This is a genomic window from Armatimonadota bacterium, assembly GCA_029907255.1.
Lineage (GTDB): Bacteria > Armatimonadota > UBA5829 > DTJY01 > DTJY01 > JAIMAU01.
This window is the reverse complement of record JARYMF010000003.1, coordinates 160,033-180,878: the sequence shown is the minus strand read 5'-3', so window position 1 is coordinate 180,878 and position 20,846 is coordinate 160,033. Positions and strand designations below refer to the sequence as shown.

General features: G+C 43.9%; 18 protein-coding genes. 15 read left to right on the top strand and 3 right to left on the bottom strand.

Annotated features, from left to right (window positions below; translation table 11 throughout):
- The first annotated feature begins 43 nt into the window (after positions 1–43).
- Positions 44–1,891: a glycoside hydrolase family 127 protein gene (locus QHH26_03505; GenBank protein MDH7481030.1), complete on the top strand. Its 1,848-nt coding sequence runs from the start codon at positions 44–46 to the stop codon at positions 1,889–1,891.
- 138 nt (positions 1,892–2,029) lie between these two features.
- Positions 2,030–2,761, top strand: coding sequence for a ThuA domain-containing protein (locus tag QHH26_03500; protein MDH7481029.1), 732 nt, complete (start codon positions 2,030–2,032; stop codon positions 2,759–2,761).
- A 104-nt stretch (positions 2,762–2,865) separates the two neighbouring features.
- Here the strand turns inward: QHH26_03500 and QHH26_03495 are convergent, their stop codons facing one another.
- Both QHH26_03495 and QHH26_03490 read right to left on the bottom strand, forming a co-directional pair.
- On the bottom strand, positions 2,866–4,599 hold the full coding sequence (locus tag QHH26_03495; GenBank protein ID MDH7481028.1) for an ATP-dependent DNA ligase: 1,734 nt from the start codon (positions 4,597–4,599) through the stop codon (positions 2,866–2,868).
- The gene (locus QHH26_03490; GenBank protein MDH7481027.1) at positions 4,577–5,680 is read right to left on the bottom strand and encodes a hypothetical protein; all 1,104 of its coding nucleotides are present in this window, start codon (positions 5,678–5,680) and stop codon (positions 4,577–4,579) included. Before QHH26_03490 ends, QHH26_03495 begins: the two co-directional genes overlap by 23 nt.
- Before the next feature lie 149 nt (positions 5,681–5,829).
- On the opposite strand from QHH26_03490, the gene pstC reads away from it, so the two are divergent.
- From pstC to QHH26_03465, 5 genes are all read left to right on the top strand, one after another.
- A complete protein-coding gene (gene pstC / locus QHH26_03485; protein MDH7481026.1) occupies positions 5,830–6,708 on the top strand; it encodes a phosphate ABC transporter permease subunit PstC in 879 nt (292 codons plus the stop codon).
- On the top strand, positions 6,705–7,550 hold the full coding sequence (gene pstA / locus QHH26_03480; protein MDH7481025.1) for a phosphate ABC transporter permease PstA: 846 nt from the start codon (positions 6,705–6,707) through the stop codon (positions 7,548–7,550). The genes pstC and pstA overlap by 4 nt, the downstream gene beginning before the upstream one ends.
- Positions 7,544–8,308 (top strand): phosphate ABC transporter ATP-binding protein PstB, encoded by a 765-nt coding sequence (gene pstB / locus QHH26_03475; protein ID MDH7481024.1) that lies wholly within the window; start codon positions 7,544–7,546, stop codon positions 8,306–8,308. Before pstA ends, pstB begins: the two co-directional genes overlap by 7 nt.
- Before the next feature lie 80 nt (positions 8,309–8,388).
- Entirely contained in the window at positions 8,389–9,054 is a 666-nt protein-coding gene (gene phoU / locus QHH26_03470) for a phosphate signaling complex protein PhoU (protein MDH7481023.1), read from the top strand.
- A gap of 124 nt (positions 9,055–9,178) precedes the next feature.
- Complete coding sequence (locus tag QHH26_03465; protein MDH7481022.1) at positions 9,179–10,255, top strand: trypsin-like peptidase domain-containing protein; 1,077 nt, start codon at positions 9,179–9,181, stop codon at positions 10,253–10,255.
- Positions 10,256–10,644: 389 nt separating this feature from the next.
- On the opposite strand, the gene QHH26_03460 is transcribed toward QHH26_03465, so the two are convergent.
- The gene (locus tag QHH26_03460; GenBank protein MDH7481021.1) at positions 10,645–10,854 is read right to left on the bottom strand and encodes a hypothetical protein; all 210 of its coding nucleotides are present in this window, start codon (positions 10,852–10,854) and stop codon (positions 10,645–10,647) included.
- Between the two features lie 307 nt (positions 10,855–11,161).
- On the opposite strand from QHH26_03460, the gene pilM reads away from it, so the two are divergent.
- The 8 genes from pilM (at position 11,162) to QHH26_03420 (ending at position 20,807) form a co-directional block, all read left to right on the top strand.
- Complete coding sequence (pilM, locus tag QHH26_03455; protein MDH7481020.1) at positions 11,162–12,277, top strand: type IV pilus assembly protein PilM; 1,116 nt, start codon at positions 11,162–11,164, stop codon at positions 12,275–12,277.
- A gap of 57 nt (positions 12,278–12,334) precedes the next feature.
- Entirely contained in the window at positions 12,335–12,970 is a 636-nt protein-coding gene (locus tag QHH26_03450; protein MDH7481019.1) for a PilN domain-containing protein, read from the top strand.
- Positions 12,957–13,628, top strand: coding sequence for a type 4a pilus biogenesis protein PilO (gene pilO / locus QHH26_03445; GenBank protein ID MDH7481018.1), 672 nt, complete (start codon positions 12,957–12,959; stop codon positions 13,626–13,628). Before QHH26_03450 ends, pilO begins: the two co-directional genes overlap by 14 nt.
- 12 nt (positions 13,629–13,640) lie before the next feature.
- Positions 13,641–14,315 carry a hypothetical protein gene (locus QHH26_03440; protein MDH7481017.1) on the top strand — a complete coding sequence of 225 codons (675 nt, stop codon included), beginning with the start codon at positions 13,641–13,643 and terminating at the stop codon, positions 14,313–14,315.
- The gene (locus QHH26_03435) at positions 14,287–16,533 is read left to right on the top strand and encodes a hypothetical protein (protein ID MDH7481016.1); all 2,247 of its coding nucleotides are present in this window, start codon (positions 14,287–14,289) and stop codon (positions 16,531–16,533) included. Before QHH26_03440 ends, QHH26_03435 begins: the two co-directional genes overlap by 29 nt.
- Before the next feature lie 133 nt (positions 16,534–16,666).
- A complete protein-coding gene (gene gspE / locus QHH26_03430; protein ID MDH7481015.1) occupies positions 16,667–18,388 on the top strand; it encodes a type II secretion system ATPase GspE in 1,722 nt (573 codons plus the stop codon).
- Between the two features lie 41 nt (positions 18,389–18,429).
- Entirely contained in the window at positions 18,430–19,569 is a 1,140-nt protein-coding gene (locus QHH26_03425; GenBank protein ID MDH7481014.1) for a type IV pilus twitching motility protein PilT, read from the top strand.
- A gap of 35 nt (positions 19,570–19,604) precedes the next feature.
- Positions 19,605–20,807 carry a type II secretion system F family protein gene (locus QHH26_03420; GenBank protein MDH7481013.1) on the top strand — a complete coding sequence of 401 codons (1,203 nt, stop codon included), beginning with the start codon at positions 19,605–19,607 and terminating at the stop codon, positions 20,805–20,807.
- Positions 20,808–20,846: the final 39 nt, after the last annotated feature.

Below are 20,846 nucleotides of genomic sequence, written 5' to 3'. Positions count from 1 at the left end.
AATGCCCAAGATTGTTATTTTCTCGCTTGGAGGGGGCGTACACATGGGCTCATCAGTTTCAGCCTGGCATGACGCAGGCGTCGTAGATACAGCGAAAAGTCCTTACGCAAAACTACATCCCGTCCCGATTCGGGCTGTGAAAATGAAAGATGGGTTTTGGAAGAAGAGGATGGATGCAAACCGAGAAAGCGGCATCCCTGAACTTTACCGCCTTTTAGAACAACATGGAGTCCTTGATAACCTTCGGCGCATTTCGGGCAAAAAGAATGTTGAACGGCGAGGTGCGGTCTGGACAGATTCTGATCTTGCAAAATGGATGGAGGCGGTTGCTTTTGTCCTGCAATCAGAGGATGACGCAAATCTTAAAAAGCTGCTAGACGCCGCTATTGACGAGCTTATAAGTATTCAGTGTCCTGATGGCTATATTAATAGCTATTTTGCAGGCGAGCTTGCTGACCAGCGTTTTAGAAATCTTTCACGAGAACACGAGCTCTACTGCGCAGGGCACATATTCCAAGCTTCAATTGCACACTATCGTGCAACTGGCGAGCGTAAATTTTTGGATGCAGCGTTAAAATATGCTGATTACTTAACCAAAGTTTTTGGACCTGGGAAAATTGAGCAAGCTGACGGGCATCCCGAGATTGAGATGGCGCTAGTTGAACTTTACCGCACAACTGGTGAAAAGAAATACCTCGATCTGGCTGGGTTTTTCCTTTCGAGCCAGAAATACTCAGAAAGAAAAACAATTGAAGGGCATGCGGTGCGAGCTTGTTATCTTGCATCTGGTGCGGCTGATTATTTTGCAGAAACTGGTGACAAAGAAATAATGGATGCCCTTGAGCATGTGTGGAATGATATGGTTAGTTGCAAGATGTATATAACGGGCGGCGTTGGGGCTAGAAGCGCGGGTGAGGCATTTGGAGCGCCGTATGAGCTTCCAAACGAGCAAGCGTACGCAGAGACTTGTGCAGCAATTGCCAGTATATACTGGAATTGGAGGATGTTAGCTATAAAAGGTGAGGCACGCTTTGCTGATGTAATTGAGCGCACTTTATATAATGGGTTTCTCTCTGACGTGTCGCTTGATGGAAAACATTATTTCTATACCAATCCCTTAGCGTGCTACAAAGAGTACCAACGCGTTCCTTGGTTTGATTGCACCTGTTGTCCTACGAATGTGGTGCGCATGATTGCCTCGCTACCGGGATACTTCTACAGCACAAGTGAAGAAGGAGTTTGGGTGCACTTTTATGATAATTCCGTCCTCAACTGTCGTTTAGAAAATGGTGTCAAGTTAATACTAGAACAAGAGACTAATTATCCATGGATGAGAGATGTAAATATCAGAGTAACGCCTGAAATAGAGACAAAGTTTACACTTTTTCTTCGGATACCAGGATGGTGTTGCTTTGCTTCGGTTTCGATAAATGACGAGGCTGAGCGAGGAGCGGTTCCTGGAGAGTACTTGCAGATAGAACGAGAATGGAAGCCAGGGGATCGCATCCACCTCAAACTGCCAACAGACACCACACTTCAAGAAGCAGACCCTCGTGTACGTGAAGATCTTGGATGCGTGGCGGTCCAACGTGGCCCGGTTATTTATTGCATTGAGAGCGTAGATAATCCAGAAGTTCCGATTCGCGATGTCGAGCTAATGATTAATGAGCCTATTTCGGTTGAGATTATGCCTAATATGCTTGGCGGTATAGCTGTTGTTAAGGCGAAAGGTGTTTATCCAATCCCAGGCCAAGAACGCGGTCCACTTTATCGCGCCAAAGATAGTATCAGGTTGGAGGTCAAAGAAGCAGACTTAACATTAATCCCCTACTATGCTTGGGCAAACCGAGGGCCATCTCATATGGAAGTATGGATACCTGTGCTTGAGTAGAGAGTTAATTCCTACTTAATTTAGTCAGCCCATGCCTGAAGTTTTATTTGGTATTTATACGCAAATTGGAGGAACATCTGTGCTAAATACATAATTTCTCCTTGGCAATCTAAATTTTAATAAGGAAGAGAATGAGCAATGAGCAAATTAATAAGGGTTACGGTCTGGAATGAGTTCAGACATGAAAAAAACACCGACCATCCGGCTAGCAAACTTTACCCCAAGGGAATGCATGAGGCGATTGCCGAGCACCTCCGAACACAGCCTGACTTTAAGGTGAGAACAGCAACCCTTGATGAACCGGCACAGGGTCTTCCTGATAGCGTTCTTGATGATACAGATGTCCTAATTTGGTGGGGGCATATGGCGCATGGTGAAGTTTCTGACGAGTTGGTAGACAAACTTCAACAAAAAATTGTAATTGGTGGAATGGGCTTAATCGTTTTGCATTCAGGGCATTTCTCGAAAATATTCAAAAGGTTAATGGGAACAACCTGTAATCTAATTTGGCGGGAGGCAGACGAAAAGGAGCGCCTGTGGGTTATAGATTCGAGTCATCCAATTGCTGAGGGACTTGGCGAGTATTTCGAGCTTCCGCAAGAAGAAATGTATGGCGAGCGATTTGACATTCCCCAGCCAGATGAGCTGGTATTCATAAGTTGGTTCAAGGGTGGCGAAGTTTTCCGAAGCGGGTGTTGCTGGCATCGAGGTAGGGGCAAAGTGTTTTATTTCCGACCTGGCCACGAAAGCTATCCAACATATAGGGATGCCAATGTGCTTAAAGTAATCGAAAATGCTGTGCGCTGGGCCGCTCCAGTCAATACAGTCGTCCATACATTTGGTAATCGCCAGCCTTTGGAGAAGCTATAAACCCTTATTGAGCTAGTTGCGTCAAATCGAACTAACTCAGCTTTTAAGGCAGCTACAATTCGTTTTTCTAAATTAGGATTTAAGAAGCTAAGAGTTCTGTGAAATTATTTCATAGCTACTTGCCGCTGGGTTTCATAGAGATTTTTAACTTCGCTCACAGTAGTAGCATCTTCTGGCCGGCGGTCAGTTCGAATTGCCTTAATAATACGAGGGAATCTGAGTGCAAAACCAGTGTCGCTGTCGTCGCGGCCGGCGGTGTGGATCGGGCTACGTGTAATTTCGTCGGCGAGGACTTCTGTCACATATCGAGGTTCAACCCATACGTCCGGTTCGATGAGGCTTTCTACTCGCGCGGGCTTTTCGTTAACTATGATTTCATCGAGTATTTGCTTCATTTTTACCCAATCCTCGTCCGTTAATCCGCTTGCAACGCGACTGATAGTTTGAAATTTGTCCTTTTTTTCATCGTAAACAGCACAAAGTAGTGAACCTATGCCCCATTTTGCCCGCTTGCCTCTGCCTGCAAAATAGCCAACTATAACGCAATCGACTGTATCTGCGAGCTTTCCTTGATAACTTCGTTTGAGCTTTAGCCAATCGAAGGTGCGTCGTCCAGCACGGTATGGGCTTTCAAGACTTTTTGCAATAATGCCTTCTAAGCCTGAAGATACCATTAAATTAAAAAAGGCAGTAATCTCTTCGGGCTTATCTGAAATAAGTGCATCGGTAACCTGGATTGTCTGGTTAGATGAAACAATTTTTTGGAGTGCTTTGCGCCGCTCGATGTAGGGCTCGTCTATCATTTCCTTGCCATCTACAAAAAGACAGTCAAAAACCATAAGTTTGAGTGGTAGTTCTTCTTCTTTTTCTTCGATTAAGTGCTTACGCTTTCGGCGGACGGTAATTTGGAATGGATGAAATTCGCCTGTTTCTGGGTCAAAAGAAACCGCCTCGCCTTCAAAAATTGCTTGGCGTGCGTTGATGTGTTTGAGTGTTGCTTCGATAATGTCGGGGAACATTGTGGTGGCGTTTTCAAGATTTCGCGTAAAGATTTGTACGATATCTCCATTCTTGTGGATTTGAGCTCTAAAGCCGTCATATTTTGGTTCTGAAGAGCACTTTCCCAATCTTTTGAGGATTGTTTCTACATCGGGTGCACGTTCTGCAAGTTCCATTCGAATTGGACTCCCCACCTGCACTTTTAATTTTTCTAGCTCTTCAGGTCCTTCCTTGTAGAGAATATATGCTACACGCCCCATGTCTCCTGAAATGTTATAGGCCCGCTCAAGGAGAGCCGGAAGTTGTTCATTTTCCCCATAAGCAAGAGAAAGACCGTCAATGATTGTCGGGTCGCCAATGCCTAGTCGAAGTTTTCCAATAGCGATTCGAATAAGATATCTTGCTTCTTTAGGACTAAGCTGTCTTATAAGGGAGGCAAGTTCTGAAACCTTGGCTTCTATGCTTCCTTTACCAGTGATTTGAGCAATATTAAGCAGAGCTTCATACGCCTGCCCAATAGTGAGTCCTTTTCCATCCCATTTGATTAGATGCTCTGCGACGAGGCCATAGTCCCCAAGTTTTTGATAAAGCTTTCGAATGTGCTCGATGCTTTCACCAGTGGCTTCTGCAATTGCACGCGCCATAAGTTGCTCACTTATGCCAATTTCTACCCCTTCGTATGCTGGCAATAAGATTCCCTCAGAAAGATAAACAATCTTTCTAATCTCTTCTGGATCGTTACTTTCCTTAAAAAGTTTGGCTAACTCTTCTATAAGAGCGTTTCTAGAAGTAGTTTTGTCTAGAATCTCAAAATGGTCAGCAAGTTTCGATAGCTTCACTTTTTAACCCCTGGGCTTGTATAGGAATAAACTCAGCAACTTCTTTCGGAAAATCGAGAATTCTCAAAAATTCTATAAAATCTACGATAGGAAGCACCCCTCCGCTTGCTTTGCTGTAATCGCTAACAAATTCTTCTTCCTCATCAGGAGGTTTAATACCCATTATTTCTTCATGAAGGTTAATATTTATTTTAGTCCTAATGCTAAAGTGGACGTTACTTTCGGTATATCCATAATTTGCGGCTATTACAATATTTTCATTCAGCCGATTGCTCCACTCAGCTGCTACAATTGGATGTATGAGCGCTGGGCTGCTGAATTGCAGAATTGCCCATTTCCCACTGTATTTGGGCACTGCTTTTATGGCATGCCGAATCTCAGCACTTACCATCTTTCTGTACTGACGAAGAATAACTGATTCCGGAATAATACCCTCAGTAATATCGAACGGACTGTCGGCGCTCACTAATGCTGAGAAAGCTGTTGCAATGTCATGGGAAGGTGACCTTCGTGCGGCATCAACTAAAGCAACCGTTTCTTTTATTGTTTTAACTCCATATCTCGATTTTGCTTCGCGCAGTATTTCAAGTTTAGCATTGATTCCCATATCTCCAGCCGTACCAACTGCTGCAAGCCAATCCAGCCCGTTTAACGGTGTTATTTCTTGGCATATATTATAGGTAAGTAAAGCTGAAGGTTCGGGCGGATAAACACCAAATGAAGTTATGTAAACATCTACGGGAGGAACACCCTCTGGCTTATGGTGGTCGATTACCATTGTTGTAATGCCAGGCAGAATCGCTTGATTTCGACTACCCGTATCCATTACTATTAAGTGGGTTGGTTCGCGCACAAGCGCACGTTTGGCTAATGAATCCGAATATATTGTCTCACCCTTTTCAAGAAAAACAGGGAAAGTTAAATGGCAACCGTGATATCTTAGCGTTCGATACATTATCGCACCCGAACAACAGCCATCAACGTCGCCATGAAAAAATAAAACTATTGTGTTGCTGGGTTCAATTTTTTCAAGGAAACGCCTGCCTGCATCAATTTCTGCGCGATATCCAAGCGTTGCCATCAATGACCGCCTCAAGTGTTAATTATTTCTGCTAAGGATTATATACCCAATCGGCTAATGTGAAGATTAGAAACATATTTTCAAAGGAAGAATAACTTCTGAACTTTTAAGCAATTTCTGAATTTGATAGAATAGAAACGGGCGATGTGATGGCAAAGAGGCGTAGAAAGCTTATAGAAAAAATTATCGAGCGATTGTTACAGCTAAGCGGAATTGCAACGGTCGTTTTTGTAGTTTCAATATTTGGTTTGTTGCTTGCAAATGGCCTTCCAATCTTTAGATACACCAGCGTTGGAAGGTTTCTTTTTGGACGCGAGTGGTTTCCACTTTCAGGGCGTTTTGAGATATTACCGCTTATAATAGGCTCGCTTTTAGTTACTGCAGGTGCATTAGTGATTGCTGTCCCGCTAGGCATAGCAGTTGCCGTTTATATCGCTGAGATTGCGTCTCCTCGCATGAAGGAACTTTTGAAACCGGCGGTTGAGACACTTGCTGCGATTCCTTCAGTAGTTATTGGTTTCATTGGACTTCTTGTAGTTGCACCTGCAGTAAAAACATTGTTGCATTTACCTACGGGTCTTACAGCGTTTACTGGTTCGCTAATGCTAGCATTTATGTCTCTCCCAACAATTATTTCTATTTCGGAAGATGCAATTACAGCGGTGCCAATGGATTATCGTAGCGCATCATTGGCACTTGGTGCTACAAGATGGCAGACAATAAGCCGTGTTGTTGTGCCATCGGCAAAAAGCGGAATAATAGCTGCTGTAATGTTAGGAATAGGCCGTGTTATAGGCGAGACAATGGCTGTGCTTATGGTAACTGGCAATGCGGCAGTGATCCCCCACTCTATTTTCCAACCTGTGCGAACGATGACGGCTACAATAGCAGCTGAAATGGGAGAAACCGTTCAATATTCACCTCACTACTTTGCGTTGTTCGCCGTTGGGTTGGTTCTTTTCATTATTTCGTTTCTCATTAATTTAATAGCGGACCTTGCGCTCCATCGAAAGGAAATAGTGAGATGAGTAGATATACAATAGAGAAAATTGCATTTGCTTTTCTGAAAGCATCGGCAATGGTGGTCATCCTCCCTACTTTTTTTATCATCTTTTTTATTGTTGTTCGTGGAGCTAGGGGGCTTACTCTTGAGTTTTTGCTTAGCTACCCATCTCAGGGTATGCAATCAGGCGGAATATTCCCAGCAATTGTGGGAACTCTTTACCTTATTGCTGGTACTATACTATTTTCAGTTCCATTGGGAGTACTTGCGGCAATCTATCTAGCAGAATATGCAAAACCCGGGCCACTTATTAGGTTAATTAGGTTATCGATAGTAAACCTGGCAGGAGTACCTTCTATTGTGTATGGCTTGTTCGGCTTTGGAATATTCGTTCTAATGTTGAAGTTTGGTGCATCCATTTTGTCAGGCTCGCTGACCTTGGCAATACTTGTACTCCCGCTGATGATTGTTGCTTCTGAGGAAGCTTTGTTAGCAGTGCCGCAAACGTTTCGGGAAGCAAGCCTTGCTCTCGGGGCGACCAAATGGCAAACAACAAGGTTGGTTGTCCTGCCAAACGCATTTTCAGGCATAATTACTGGAATAATTCTAGCTATGGGACGGGCTGCAGGAGAAACTGCGCCAATTTTGTTCACAGTTGCAGCATTTTATTTACCAAGTCTTCCGAAGTCTATATACGACCAAGTAATGGCTCTCCCTTATCATTTATATATAATCTCAACCCAAGTACCAAATGCTCCTCCTCGAATGCAATGGGGAACCGCTCTGACTCTTCTCATTATCGTACTCGGTCTAAACCTTGCCGCAGCAATTATTAGATACCGATTCAGGAGGCATATTCATTGGTAAATCGTGAAATCATTGTTTCGACCCGAGACCTAAATCTTTATTATAATGATTTCCATGCGCTGAAGCACGTCAACATAAGTATACCTGAAAAAGAAATTACAGCGCTAATTGGCCCATCTGGATGTGGAAAGTCCTCTTTTCTTAGAACAATCAATCGAATGAACGACCTAATTCCAGGGGCACGCACTACTGGCGAGGTACTTGTTAAAAATAGGAATATCTATTCACCCGAAGTAGATGTTGTGGAATTGAGAAAGCGTATTGGCATGGTTTTTCAACGGCCGAATCCTTTTCCGATGTCTGTATTTGATAATGTGGCTTACGGGCCACGAATCCATGGCATGGCAAAAGGTAGCAAACTAGAGGAAATAGTTGAGAAGAGTTTACGTTCAGCAGCACTTTGGGATGAGGTGAAAGACAAGCTAAATAAATCTGCCTTTACCCTATCAGGCGGACAGCAACAACGTCTTTGTATTGCACGTGTGTTGGCAATCGAGCCGGAAATTGTACTTATGGATGAGCCGGCATCGGCGTTAGACCCCATTTCTACACTCAGAATTGAAGACCTAATGCGTGATCTCAAACGAAACTATACAATAATAATAGTTACGCATAATATGCAACAAGCGGCGCGAGTCTCGACGTATACAGGTTTTTTTCTTAGCGGTGAGCTAATCGAATTTGGCCTTTCGGAAGAATTGTTTACTAGGCCAAGAGATAAGCGTACGGAAGACTATATTACCGGTAGATTCGGGTAATCAATAATCGGCTGTGTTGAAAGTTGTTGAGCTTACGGTTATGATTTATTACTCTTAAACCATAATTTTGGAGAATAAAGATGTCATCTGAGGCCCGAAAAGAATTTGATAAGGAGTTAGCTACTCTTCAAGAAGACCTAAGGAAAATGGGCACTGTTGTGGAAGAGATGTTGGACAAAGCAATTGAGGCTTTAAAAACACGCAACATTGCACTTGCTCGTGAGGTTATCGAATTAGATGATATTGTGGATAATTATAATATTGACATCGAAGCTCGTTCTTTACGTCTTCTAGCTCTCCAACAGCCAATGGCTCGCGATTTAAGAATAATTGCAGCTGCTATGAAAATTATTACAGATGTGGAACGAGCTGGTGATTATTCAGTCGACATCGCTAAAATCGCAGAAAAATTAGCTGATAAGCCCTTATTTAAGCCGCTTGAGGATATTCCCAAAATGGTGTCTATAGTGCAAGAAATGCTTCGCGAAACACTAACTGCTTTCGTTACTCACGATCTTCATCTTGTTGAACAAATGGTTGCACACGATGACGAGGTTGATCATCTATATAACAGCTTATACGAAGAGCTTATAGGTTATATAAAGAAGAACCCAGACTTAACAGATCAAGCTATTGGTTTGTTGCTCATTGCAAGATATCTTGAGCGCATTGCCGACCATATCACAAATATTGGCGAGCGGATTTACTATATGGAAACCGGAAAACTAAAAGAGCTGCATCAATAAGGACTCTTAAAAGTGTTATGCTAAAAGAAGTTTTTTACTCGGCAAGTATTTGAACGGAAGCACCTAAGGTAGCGTCAATCGTAAAATTCGCAGCAACAGCATTCAAGGTTAGGCAGGTGATTCGATGTCTTTGGAGCATTTCAAATTTTATCTTATATTTACTTTAGTGGCATTTGTTCTTTGCTTAACGTCTGCTTGTCCGGCCACGGCAGTACCCGACATAAGCGAGCAATCACAGAATGCGGTTGTAAAGGCCGTTAAGCTTGTTGGACCGGCTGTAGTAAATATAGACACCACCTATAGGTCGAGGCGAACCGGTTCAATTTTCGATTTGTTTCCGGAGTTCTTCGGGCCTCCTATGCCCCAGCAAGGCCAAGGATCAGGCTGGATATATGATGGCAAAAACGGTTATATAGTAACCAACGAGCACGTGGTTGAAAACGCAGAGCAGATAGTTGTTACGTTGCCAGATAAACAACAGTTTGAGGGAAGAATTATCGGCGCCGATAGGCTCAGCGATATAGCAGTAATTAAAGTTGACGGCAAAAACTTACCATCATTAAAGCTGTCGGTGAATCCAAAGCCAGAAATTGGCTCGTGGGCAATTGCTATAGGAAATCCTTTTGGTCTCCAAAACACTGTGACAGTAGGCGTAGTTAGTGCCACTGGCCGCCGAATTGAAACATCTGATGGGCGCAAGATTGAAGATTGCATCCAAACCGATGCGGCAATCAACCCTGGCAACTCAGGCGGTCCACTTTGCGATATTAATGGCAACGTGATTGGAATGAATGCAGCCATTCGAGCTGATGGCCAGGGTCTGGGCTTTGCGATTTCCGCCGAGACTATTCGCAAGATTGTGCCGCAATTGATTAAATATGGAAAGGTAATACGACCTTGGGTTGGATTTATATACACCGACATGACCCCTCAATTTGCAAGGCGGCTGGGTATTGACTATATTGAGGGCATCATAATTCAAGTATACCGTGGGTCTTGCGCTGAAGAAGCAAACCTTCGGACTGGAGATATAGTAATTGAAGCCGACGGGAAGCAGATTAAAACTTCGGAGGACATGGAAGCTATAGTCAAAAAGCTAAATGTTGGAGACAAACTTAGACTAACGGTTGTACGTGGTGGCAAGCAGTTAAGGATATTGCTTACTGTGTGTGAGATGCCAGAGGAATTATCGCGAGCATAGTTGATTTCAAATAAAAAGCACTCGGCGGCAGCAATATCAAAGGGGGAACTCGAACTTTAACTGCCGCCGAGTGCCTCGAGGGAAAAGTTGTTTGTTACTATACTTAATATAGCAAAACTTGATGGTTTTGTCAATTATTTTTCAACAAGGTTGAGATTTTTTAAGAAAAGGAGAGGCTACAAATGCGTATTATCGGTGGAATTTTTCGTTGGTTTGCTATGAGGTATAATCGTATACGCGGTCTGCGTATATTGGCCGTTCAATCTTAGCAAGCAGATTGGTCTGCTTCTAGCTGTGCTTGCTTTCCTTGTAATGACGGCATTCGGATTCTTAATGCCACGGATATGAAAGCGTTGAAGTGAACGCCGTTGGCGTTTCAAAAGCTTAGTCTATCTTTGCAGTAGCTCTTCTTGGGTTGGCGGATGTGTTGCGTCGTAAATAGTTACGCTGACGAGTGATACAGCCCATATCAGAACGATAATGCCCAAAAGCACTTGCCGCCAGTCACGCCACCAAGGAATGCAATAAACTTCCTCAGTCTTTTGTTCTTTTGTTTCCCTGCTAACTTTTGGTTGTTTATCTCTCGCCTTTTTCCCCATTGTTTTCTCCACGCCAACAAAAATAGCCTTTGTGAAACAGTATTTTTTATATTGTAATAACCTACCTCTCCTTCGTCAAGGTCCTGCTGGTATTACCCCGTAGTTGTGCGTGAATTTTTGAAAATGCCCTCTATATTTAACGGTTGAGAGTCAATAATTAAGTACAGGATAAGCAGATGGAGGGGCAGGTCTGCTTGTGGGGCACAATCTTCTATGTTTTTCTCCGTGTCCATAGGGCCCGGATAAAGGGCCACAATTATCCCTCCGCGCGCAAACAAATAATTAGCCAATTGAAGGAGGCATCCTGGTGATATTCTCTGGTTTGTTATCAAAAGAAGGCGTTGTCGGGGTGGATGTCGGCAGCAGCAGCATCAAAATCGTTTATGCCGAGCCAACCAGGCAGGGAGCACACATATCAAACGTTACAATCTGCCCAACTCCTTCGAACTCAATAAGAGAAGGAGTTGTTACTGATGTTAAAGAGGTAGCTGGGGCAATTCAGTTTGCTATGCGTTCTGCTGGAATTAAGGCTTCTGCTGCTTTGGCGGCTATTGCTGGGCCTGGTGTAATTGTGCGGCATGTCAAGATGCCCAAAATGACTGAAGCAGCTCTGAGAAAGACAATTTATTTTGAAGCAAGCAAGTATATTTCAGCTTCGGTTGATGAAAGCGTAGTAGAGTTTGAAATTGTTGGTGATGCCGAAGATGATCAGATGGACGTTATATTAGTGGCTGCGCCAAGGGCAATGGTAGAAAGCAAAGTAGCAACGCTTGAGGAAGCAGGTCTTGAGCCTCTTGCAGTAGATGTTGAAGCGTTTGCTGTTCTCCGTGCTTTAGTTGAACAGAATCCTGACTTTAGCATAATGGAGAAAAACATAGCAATTCTAGATATGGGCGCAAGCCACACGGAAATAAACCTCGTATCAAAAGGCTCGCTTGCTCTTTCACGAAACATACCGATTGCAGGTTCTAGCCTTACAAATGCCATCAAAAATGTAAAAAATTGCACAGATGATGAGGCTGAACAAGTAAAGTATGCTGTGGATCTGAGTGAAATACTTAAAGCAGATGGGGTTATCGATGATCCAGTATTAAGAGTTGTTCAGCCCCTTGTCGATGAATTACTTAGAGAGATTCGTAGGTCAATAAACTATTATCAATCCCAACTTCCCGATGGCTCGCCGGAGATGTCTTTTGATGAATTAGTATTGACTGGAGGCACTTCGCGGCTGAAGGGTCTCGGAGCATATACCACATCTCGACTTAACGTTCCTGTAACTATTGGTAATCCTGCGTTGAGTCGTATGATTGATACCTCGGTTTACCCGACTGAACTGAGTGCAGAAGACATACCATTGCTCACAGTTGCGTTTGGACTTGCCATTAAAGAGATAGCACCAGCCGCACTTAAAAATGCGGCATAATGCTAACCCGTGGGTCGAGCGGGAGTTTCGAGGGATACGAAAAGGAAGGAATTGCTTATGCCCTCTATCAATATGATTGCTGCCCGCAGGGCAGAAAGAAAACGGCTGGAAAAGCAGATTCGAATTGTTGCGCTTATTCTTTTCTGCGAAATTTTGTTTGCAGTAGGTGTTTTTAGTTTCATGACAGCGCGAATTCACGCGTCGAATGTAAAGCTGGCAGAGCTAAACAATGATTTGAAAAGAATTCAGCCAACCGTTGACAGAATACAATATTACGAAAGAGAGATTAAAAAATTAGAGCCCCGTCTAGATCTATTGGCAGAATCAAGAGAGCAAACATTGCTCTGGTATACGGTTCTCCAAGATCTTGCACGTAGTGTACCCCAGAGTACTTGGCTTTGTAGCGTAACTACTACCAAACCTGCTCCTACCAGCGGCTCGGAAGGTCAGTCGGAACAAGCCAAAAAAGAAAACACACCGACGATGAAACTAAAAGGTACATCTGCAAGCCAAAGACTCGTAGGAGAAACAATGCTTAGGCTCAATAGATTCCCAGAGTTCTCTAAGGTTGATTTAAGCTACACGCAAAAAGCAAACTCAAACGAATATGAAGGATTGGAATTTGAAATTGCCGCTATTATAAACGCCTATAACTCAGATAAAGGAGGGAGAGTAACCAATGTTAAAAATTAAACCCTCCAGGACCTTGCTCATAGGGTTGATAGTTGGTGCAGGCTTAGTATTTGTCGCATCAGGGCTAGGATATTGGAATAGATCAAGCGTTTTGGACAAGATACAGGCGGAAGTAAGCAAGAAACAAGAAGCGCTTGAAAACAGCGAGAAAATTGCAAAACGCCTTAATAGGGTTGAGGCCGAATATACTGACGCACAGATGAAACTTGCGTGCCTTGAGCAGGGAGTTTCTACAAGGGCATATGTTCCCACCCTACTGCGTCAGCTGGAGGAACTGGGAAAGAATGTCAACCTAAAGGTTGTTGGCGTTAGACCAATTGTATCGCAACCTGCAGCAGTTACGCCTTCTACCTCTGAGGGTGAAGATAAAAAAGAGGTCAAGCCGAAAGAAGAACCATATGACAAGTTAGACATTGACATTGAAATTCACGGCAAGTATTGGGATGTTGTCCGGTTTCTTTATAAAATAACGGCTTTTCCAAAAATAGTCAGGGTTAATAGTTTTCAAGCTAGCCCTGCAGGGATACCCAATCAACCAGACCGTGGCTCCCCCGTGTTATCCGTCAAGCTAAATACAACAGCCTTCATTCTTAAGGATGAGCCAATAAAGTCGTTGGCTAAGCCAAATGAAGTCAAACAGGCTTCTCAGAGCACATAGCGGAGGTAAGATATGAAAATTGAAGAGGGACAGAAAAAGCAGCTTATTGTATTGTGCTGCCTTATCGCATTAGTTATAGGATTTGGTGTTTATCGTGTGATAGGCATAGGCACACAAGCTGCTCCACCCCAAAAAGAAAAACTGGCGCAGACAGAGGAGCAGTCTACTAGAACTGAACAAACAGAAGTTCAGATTAAAGGTGCAGAGGAATCGTCTGTGCTTGCAGAAGCGCAGAGCTTTGATGCTCGTGATCCGTTTGCACCACAGACGCTACCCAAAACGCAACAACCTGGTTTCGGTGAAAAGAGAAGCCCGGTCTTGAGGGCTAATCTGCCACCCTTGTTCAATAGCGATACAAAACCACCAATTCAAATAATGCCGCCGCTTGCGATTGGCACCAATTGCAATAGTGGAATAAGCAGCGGCCAGACTAATATGACGGGAGAAGAGGAAAAGGATCTCCCTCCAGAACTTAGGCTTACGGGTGTTATTGAAGGCTCAATTAATGTCGCAATAATCCGCGGGCCAAACAACACTCGATACATAGTCCGCGAGGGCCAAAAGATTGAAGGAAAGTTTAATGTAGTTTCCATTTCTCGTGCAGGCGTGAAGATTGCCTACAACGGTAAAACATTCTTTCTACGTTTAGGAGGTAACAATGAAAATAACAAAGGGGCACAGGCATAAGTATGCTGCAACATTCTTTAAGACCTTTATCGCTTTGGTTCTCATATTGTTATGGACAGTTCCAGCTTACGCTGGAAAGCAAGTATTCGAAAAAGTCCAGGTTGCCGAGCTGGCCGACTCTGTGCAAATCAATATCAGTGCTTCACGACCGATGACAATTCACAGCGGCTGGGTGAAGCAGCAACACTTGTTTTTCGATCTTAACGGATATCTCGGCAAACATGTAACGAGGCAATTTATCGTTAATGATGGCGGTATCAAGACTGTAAAGTGTGGTTGGTACAAAAATTCGCCACCCATTGTCCGAATAGTTGTATCTACGAGTCGAAAATTAAAATATTCTGTAAATTACTTCAACGGCAGGCGTGCAGCAGTTATTACAATCTTCAAGACTAATAATGCTGTAAAAAAGCCGGCGATTGATTCTTCTACCAAAGCTTCAGCTTCAGCTAAGTTTGTGGTGAATAAAACAAGTAAGATAGAAGAACCAATAATCACTCTTTCAGCTCCTGTTGCTGAGGTCAAACCGGTTTTGCCAAATAGCTCCGCTTCTGAAGTTGTTAGCCTCAGGCCTAAAGTGTCTGCGGAAGCGCAGTCAAGTGCGCCAATTACCTTGGTAGCTTCAGCACCAGTTGCTGAGCTTAAACCAACGGTTACCGAAAGTAAGCCAATACTAGTTGCCAGCGCTGCACCCATCGGCGTATCAAATGCTGTCGTTGCTGCGGCCACAGTGGATGCTAATAAGCCGGCAAAGCGAATCACCCTTGATTTCGTTGGCACGGATATTCATGACGTTTTGAAAGCGCTATCAACTGAAAGCGGTGTAAACATTGTGGCAAGCCCTGATGTTAAGGGAGAAGTAACGGTTGCTCTCAGCAATGTCACCGTGGAAGAGGCTCTCAAACTCGTGGCTAACCTTAGTGGCTACAAATACGCCCAAGTAGAAGGCGCTTATGTGGTTGGAACTGCAGAGAATTTGAAGGCACTTGCGGCGGGCGGTGCCAGTTTTGGTGACGAAAAAGTTACCGAGGTTGTGGTCTTAAAATACGCTGATAGTGATATGGTCACTAAAATGCTTGAGACCCAGTTTGCTGCTGTAAAAGCAACGACAAGCAAGAGTCTCGATAAGGATGCTCCCAAAACAAATGTTGTCCTTGTTTTGACAGGTCCTGCTGGTGAAGTAAAAGCTGCCAAGGCATTTGTTGACCAGGTTGAACAATCACTAGCGGATAAGGCTCAAACCTCGGTTATGGAAGTATATGAGGTAAAGTATGCCGACATTAATGAGTTAGCAGCTCTTCTGCAATCTTGTGTGCCGGGAGTTAAGGTTGTAATAGGCCCGAACCAAGGCTTTGACCTTGAGAAGCCAAGCGCATTGGCAATGGGTAACACATCTGAAGGAGGCTCAGCCGGTCAGAATGCACAACCTAAGAAGGAAGCTCCACCTAAGACTCTGCTTATAACGGGTACGCCTGAAGAGATTAACAAGGCAAAGGAATTTCTTGCAAAGGTTGATGTACAACAGCCGCAAATCCTAATCGAGGCAAAAGTTGTAGACATACGCAATGAATTTGCTAAGGATCTTGGTATCGAATGGGAATGGAGTAGAGTCTCATTTAATGAAAGACACGTTAACGACGTTGGTCAGGAACCGCCAGTTGTGCTTGGTCATTTCCAACGCTCGCCAATGGAGATAATAGCGACCATTAACGCTCTCGTGGATGATGGTAAGGCTAAAGTATTGGCAAATCCTAATGTTCTCGCACTCGATGGGAAGCCAGCAAGCATCTTCATTGGAGATGAGATAAAGTACGTCGTTAGTGTTCAGGTTACTACTACAGGCGTAAATGTAACAACTGAAACGGCAAGGGTTGGTGTCCAGCTTCACGTAGTTAGCAGGGTAAGCTCGGATGGTTATATCACTATGGACCTTCACCCAGAGGCTAGTGTAATTAAAAGCTTCTTGAAGACGCCAGCTGACCTTCTCCTTCCCGAGATTTCACGTCGCTTCATAGACAGCACAGTTCGCGTGAAAGATGGAGAGACGATCGTAATTGGTGGTCTCATAACCGAAGAAGACCGCGAGCGCATGACGGGAATACCATTCCTCAGCGACCTACCAATAATTGGTGGGTTATTTAAGAATAAGCATAATGAGAAGATACGCTCAGAGATAATGATGTTTATTACTCCAAAAATTGTTGGTGCAAGCAAATAGCGTAGATGTTTTCATTCGACAAATAACAAATATCTGACAGACTGTTAGGATTGGTAACTACTAAGAGCTGTGGGCGGGTTTGCAATGACACGCCCACCCAAAAAATAAACTTCTGTGGTGGGGAGTTTTCCTCGTGCAAAGAAAGTCTATCGGCGCAATATTCGTAAACGCAAAACTTATAACGGAAGAACAACTTAATCAGGCTATTGAAAAGCAGCGCCAATTGGGCAACCGAGAAACAATCGGTGATGTGCTCGTAAGTATGGGGCTCATCTCCGAGCGTGACAAGGTCAAGTGCTTGGGAATCCACTGGGGTGTGCCTTATGTTGATCTTACCGAGCGCACTCCTGAGCCTGAAGCGATTAAGTTGATCTCCCAAGAAATTGCGCGCAGATATAAAATTTTGCCAATTGCCAGGGAAAATGGCAAGCTTACCCTGGCAATGAAAAACCCCCTCGACATCTTTGCGACAGATGAAGTTCGCTTAATTACAGGGCTTGAAGTCGAGCCTGTAATAGCTACCGAAGAAGATATAATGAACGCCATCAGTCAGCACTACGGCACTATTAAGTCGCCGACTGAAGCCGTAAGTGAGCTGATTGATGATATGGAAACGACAAATATTGCGGTAGCGGAACGTGAAACCACAGAGGAAGAAGTTAGTATTGAGGAGCTTCGTGAACTTAGCGAAGAAGCTCCGGTAGTTCGGTTGGCCAATCTTATTCTAACAAGGGGCATACAAGACAAATGTAGTGATATCCATATTGAGCCAGGCAAGAATTCATTGAGGGTACGCTATCGAATTGATGGCATTCTACACGATGGATTGATAGTGCCAAAGAAAGCGCAGGCGTCTTTAATTTCAAGGCTGAAGATCATGGCAAATATGGATATTGCGGAAAAGCGGGCGCCTCAGGATGGACGTATCAGTGCGATTGTGGATGGGAAGCACTATGATTTTCGCGTGTCTACCCTTCCAAGTGTTTACGGCGAGAAAGTCGTTCTGAGGGTATTAGACAAAAACTCGGTCCTGCTAGGTCTTAACAAGCTGGGTTTTCTTCCAGAAACCCTGGAAATGTTTGAGTCTATTATAAGCCGAACATACGGCATCATATTGGTTACTGGACCAACAGGAAGTGGCAAGTCGACAACTCTTTATTCTGTTTTGAATAAGCTAAATTCCGGTGAGAAGAACATTTTGACAATTGAGGACCCTGTTGAATACGAACTTGAGGGAATAACTCAGACACAAGTTAACGTAAAAGCAGGCCTAACCTTTGCTAGTGGTTTGCGGACAATGCTCCGCCAGGACCCTGACATAATAATGGTTGGCGAAATTCGAGACCAAGAAACAGCCATGATAGCAATCGAAGCTGCTTTGACGGGACATTTAGTGCTTGCCACATTACACACAAATGATGCGCCTGGCGCCATTACAAGACTTTTAGACATGGGTGTAGAGTCATTCTTGATTGCTTCTGCTGTGATTGGTGTGCTAGCGCAGAGGCTGTTGAGAACTATATGTCCCAAATGCAAAGAAATGTATACTCCGCCCAGAGACGCTATAAGGCGGCTTGGGATGAATGTTGACGAAAACTCTGACGTCACCTTCTATCGGGGGAAGGGTTGTGATCATTGCAAAGGCACAGGCTATAAGGGTCGCATAGGCATATACGAGCTAATGCCCATCACCGATAAAATTAGGGATTTAATACTTGCCAAGTCATCATCTTATGCCATCAAAGAAGCCGCAATTGAGGCTGGTATGAAAACGCTAAAAGATGATGCTATGGAAAAAATTCTGCTTGGCCTTACAACGCTCGAAGAGTCACTTCGAGTCATATATGCCGGATAGAAATAGGCTGGCTGAATCAATCTAGAGAAAGGGAGTACGGAATGATAGAAACAGACCTCCTGGAACCACTAGGAAAATCTGATGCTGAAGCACCAATAAGTGGCAAAAAGTCCGTGGCAGACCTGCACCTTGATGATCTATTAAGATATACCGCAGAACAAGGTGCTTCGGATCTCCATCTATCTGTTGGACTACCGCCTATGATTCGTATGGACGGAAAGCTTGTTCCTACAGATTATATGCCACTTACACCAAGAGATACCCAGCGGCTGGTATATGATATCCTGAACAACGAGCAAATCCAGTGGTTTGAAAAAACCAAGGAGCTGGATTTTTCATATGGTGTCAAGGATATCGGCCGCTTTAGGGTCAATGTTTATCGCCAAAGAGGCTCAGTTGGCGCTGCCATGAGAGCTATCCCAAGCAAGGTTCCAAGCATGGAGGAATTGGGGCTCCCGCTCATACTTAAAGAACTTGCACTCAAGCATAGTGGACTAATACTTGTGACTGGGCCAACAGGTAGCGGAAAGTCAACAACAATTGCTACCATGATTGACCACATCAACAATTCTCGCAACTGCCACATAATGACAATCGAAGATCCGATTGAATATCTACACAGCCATAAGAAGAGTATGATAAATCAGCGTGAACTGAATTCAGACACTGATTCCTTTGACAACGCTCTTCGGGCAGTGTTGCGAGAAGACCCTGACGTTATTCTGATTGGCGAAATGCGAGACCTAGAGACTATTGCATCAGCACTCACACTTGCAGAAACTGGGCATCTTGTTTTCGGCACTCTCCATACAAGAAATGCTCCCCAAACGATTGACAGGGTTGTTGATGTGTTCCCAGCGCACCAGCAAGACCAAATAAAGGTTCAGCTTTCAAACACAATTGAAGCAGTAATTGCCCAGCAACTTATTCCAAAGCTAGGTGGGGGAAGATTTGCAGCTGTTGAGATAATGGTTGCCAATCCGGCAATACGCAATCTAATTCGAGAAGGAAAAACGCACCAAATATATTCCATAATGGAAACTAGTAGCCAACAGGGCATGCGCACGATGGATCGAGTCCTTGCTGACGCACACCGTGCGGGTTTAATAAGCTACGAAGAGGCACTTACTCGAGCACTTGACCAGGAGAACTTTTCTCGCATGCTTAATGGCTCAAAATAATCTGTTTCCAGACAAGTAAGGGAGGCTGTTACCATATGCCAACATTTGTTTACACAGCGGTTGATTCGACTGGAAAATCAATCAAAGGAAAAATAGAAGCAGACAACCAGCAGCTTGCATTATCCAAGCTGCAAGACCAACATTATCATGTCACTAACATATCGGAGAAGAAAGATTCTGGCTTCCGTTTGTTTCAGCATAAAAAGGTAAAGCTAAATGCCATTGCCATTTTTAGCCGCCAGTTCGCAACAATGATAGACGCAGGAATTAACATTGTTAGATGCCTGGATATACTTGAGAATCAAAGTAAAGACCCTGTGCTGAAACCTGTGATTGCTCAGGCGATGAACGATGTTAAAAGCGGCATGAGCCTTACAGATGCATTCGCGAAACATCCGTATGTGTTTTCCAAGCTTTATGTGAACATGATTAGGGCGGCAGAACTAGGTGGTATTTTGGATGAAATTCTAAATAGGTTAGCCACCTTCCTGGAAACTGAAATGGAAATTCGCACGAAAATCAAGTCGGCGATGATGTACCCAATCATTGTTCTTTTATTTTCCGTGCTCTTGATTTGTGCTCTGTTTACATTTGTTCTTCCAAAGTTCAAAGAAATCTTTATTAGCATGAACGTTGAGATGCCACCAGCAACACGCATTTTGTTCGATATGAGTACCATTCTCAAAACATACTGGTATGTGCCAGTAGGGCTCATTATCGGTGTTATAGTTACTTTCCGCATTCTCAACTCCAAGCCCGAGGGCAGATACTTGATAGATAATCTTAAGCTGAAGCTGCCAATAATTGGAGAAATTGTCCAAAAAATGGCGATTTCACGGTTTGCTAGGACCTTTGGTACACTCGTAAGCAGTGGCGTTCCAATGATGAGGGCGCTTGAAATCGTTGGTGAAACGTCGGGAAATGCTGTTATTGCAAAGTCAGTTGAAACAGCGCGCGAAAGTGTTCGCGAAGGTCAGAAAATAAGCCAGCCGTTAGAAGCAAGCGGCGTTTTTCCTACAATGGTTACGCACATGATTGACGTAGGCGAAGAAACAGGTCGCCTTAGCGATATGCTTGTTAAGGTATCTGAGTTCTACGATAAAGAGGTTGATGCTTCAATCAAAGGACTTACTTCTTTGATTGAGCCGCTACTTATTGTATTCATGGGTGTGGTAGTTGGGTTCATTGCAATCTCGGTAATGGGTCCAATTTTCAAGCTAGTAAGCTCGATAGGCTAGGTATGCATGGGCGTTTGGGAGCCCTCGGGAGGCTACCAA

Excerpts from the sequence above, each read along its gene's own strand:
- QHH26_03460 (MDH7481021.1), bottom strand. The coding sequence starts at position 10,854 with ATGGGGAAAAAGGCGAGAGATAAACAACCAAAAGTTAGCAGGGAAACA.
- QHH26_03500 (MDH7481029.1), top strand. The coding sequence starts at position 2,030 with ATGAGCAAATTAATAAGGGTTACGGTCTGGAATGAGTTCAGACATGAA.
- pstC (MDH7481026.1), top strand. The coding sequence starts at position 5,830 with ATGGCAAAGAGGCGTAGAAAGCTTATAGAAAAAATTATCGAGCGATTG.
- QHH26_03505 (MDH7481030.1), top strand. The coding sequence starts at position 44 with ATGGGCTCATCAGTTTCAGCCTGGCATGACGCAGGCGTCGTAGATACA.
- QHH26_03465 (MDH7481022.1), top strand. The coding sequence starts at position 9,179 with ATGTCTTTGGAGCATTTCAAATTTTATCTTATATTTACTTTAGTGGCA.
- phoU (MDH7481023.1), top strand. The coding sequence starts at position 8,389 with ATGTCATCTGAGGCCCGAAAAGAATTTGATAAGGAGTTAGCTACTCTT.
- QHH26_03435 (MDH7481016.1), top strand. The coding sequence starts at position 14,287 with ATGAAAATAACAAAGGGGCACAGGCATAAGTATGCTGCAACATTCTTT.
- QHH26_03490 (MDH7481027.1), bottom strand. The coding sequence starts at position 5,680 with ATGGCAACGCTTGGATATCGCGCAGAAATTGATGCAGGCAGGCGTTTC.
- QHH26_03440 (MDH7481017.1), top strand. The coding sequence starts at position 13,641 with ATGAAAATTGAAGAGGGACAGAAAAAGCAGCTTATTGTATTGTGCTGC.
- pstA (MDH7481025.1), top strand. The coding sequence starts at position 6,705 with ATGAGTAGATATACAATAGAGAAAATTGCATTTGCTTTTCTGAAAGCA.
- QHH26_03450 (MDH7481019.1), top strand. The coding sequence starts at position 12,335 with ATGCCCTCTATCAATATGATTGCTGCCCGCAGGGCAGAAAGAAAACGG.
- pilO (MDH7481018.1), top strand. The coding sequence starts at position 12,957 with ATGTTAAAAATTAAACCCTCCAGGACCTTGCTCATAGGGTTGATAGTT.
- QHH26_03425 (MDH7481014.1), top strand. The coding sequence starts at position 18,430 with ATGATAGAAACAGACCTCCTGGAACCACTAGGAAAATCTGATGCTGAA.
- QHH26_03420 (MDH7481013.1), top strand. The coding sequence starts at position 19,605 with ATGCCAACATTTGTTTACACAGCGGTTGATTCGACTGGAAAATCAATC.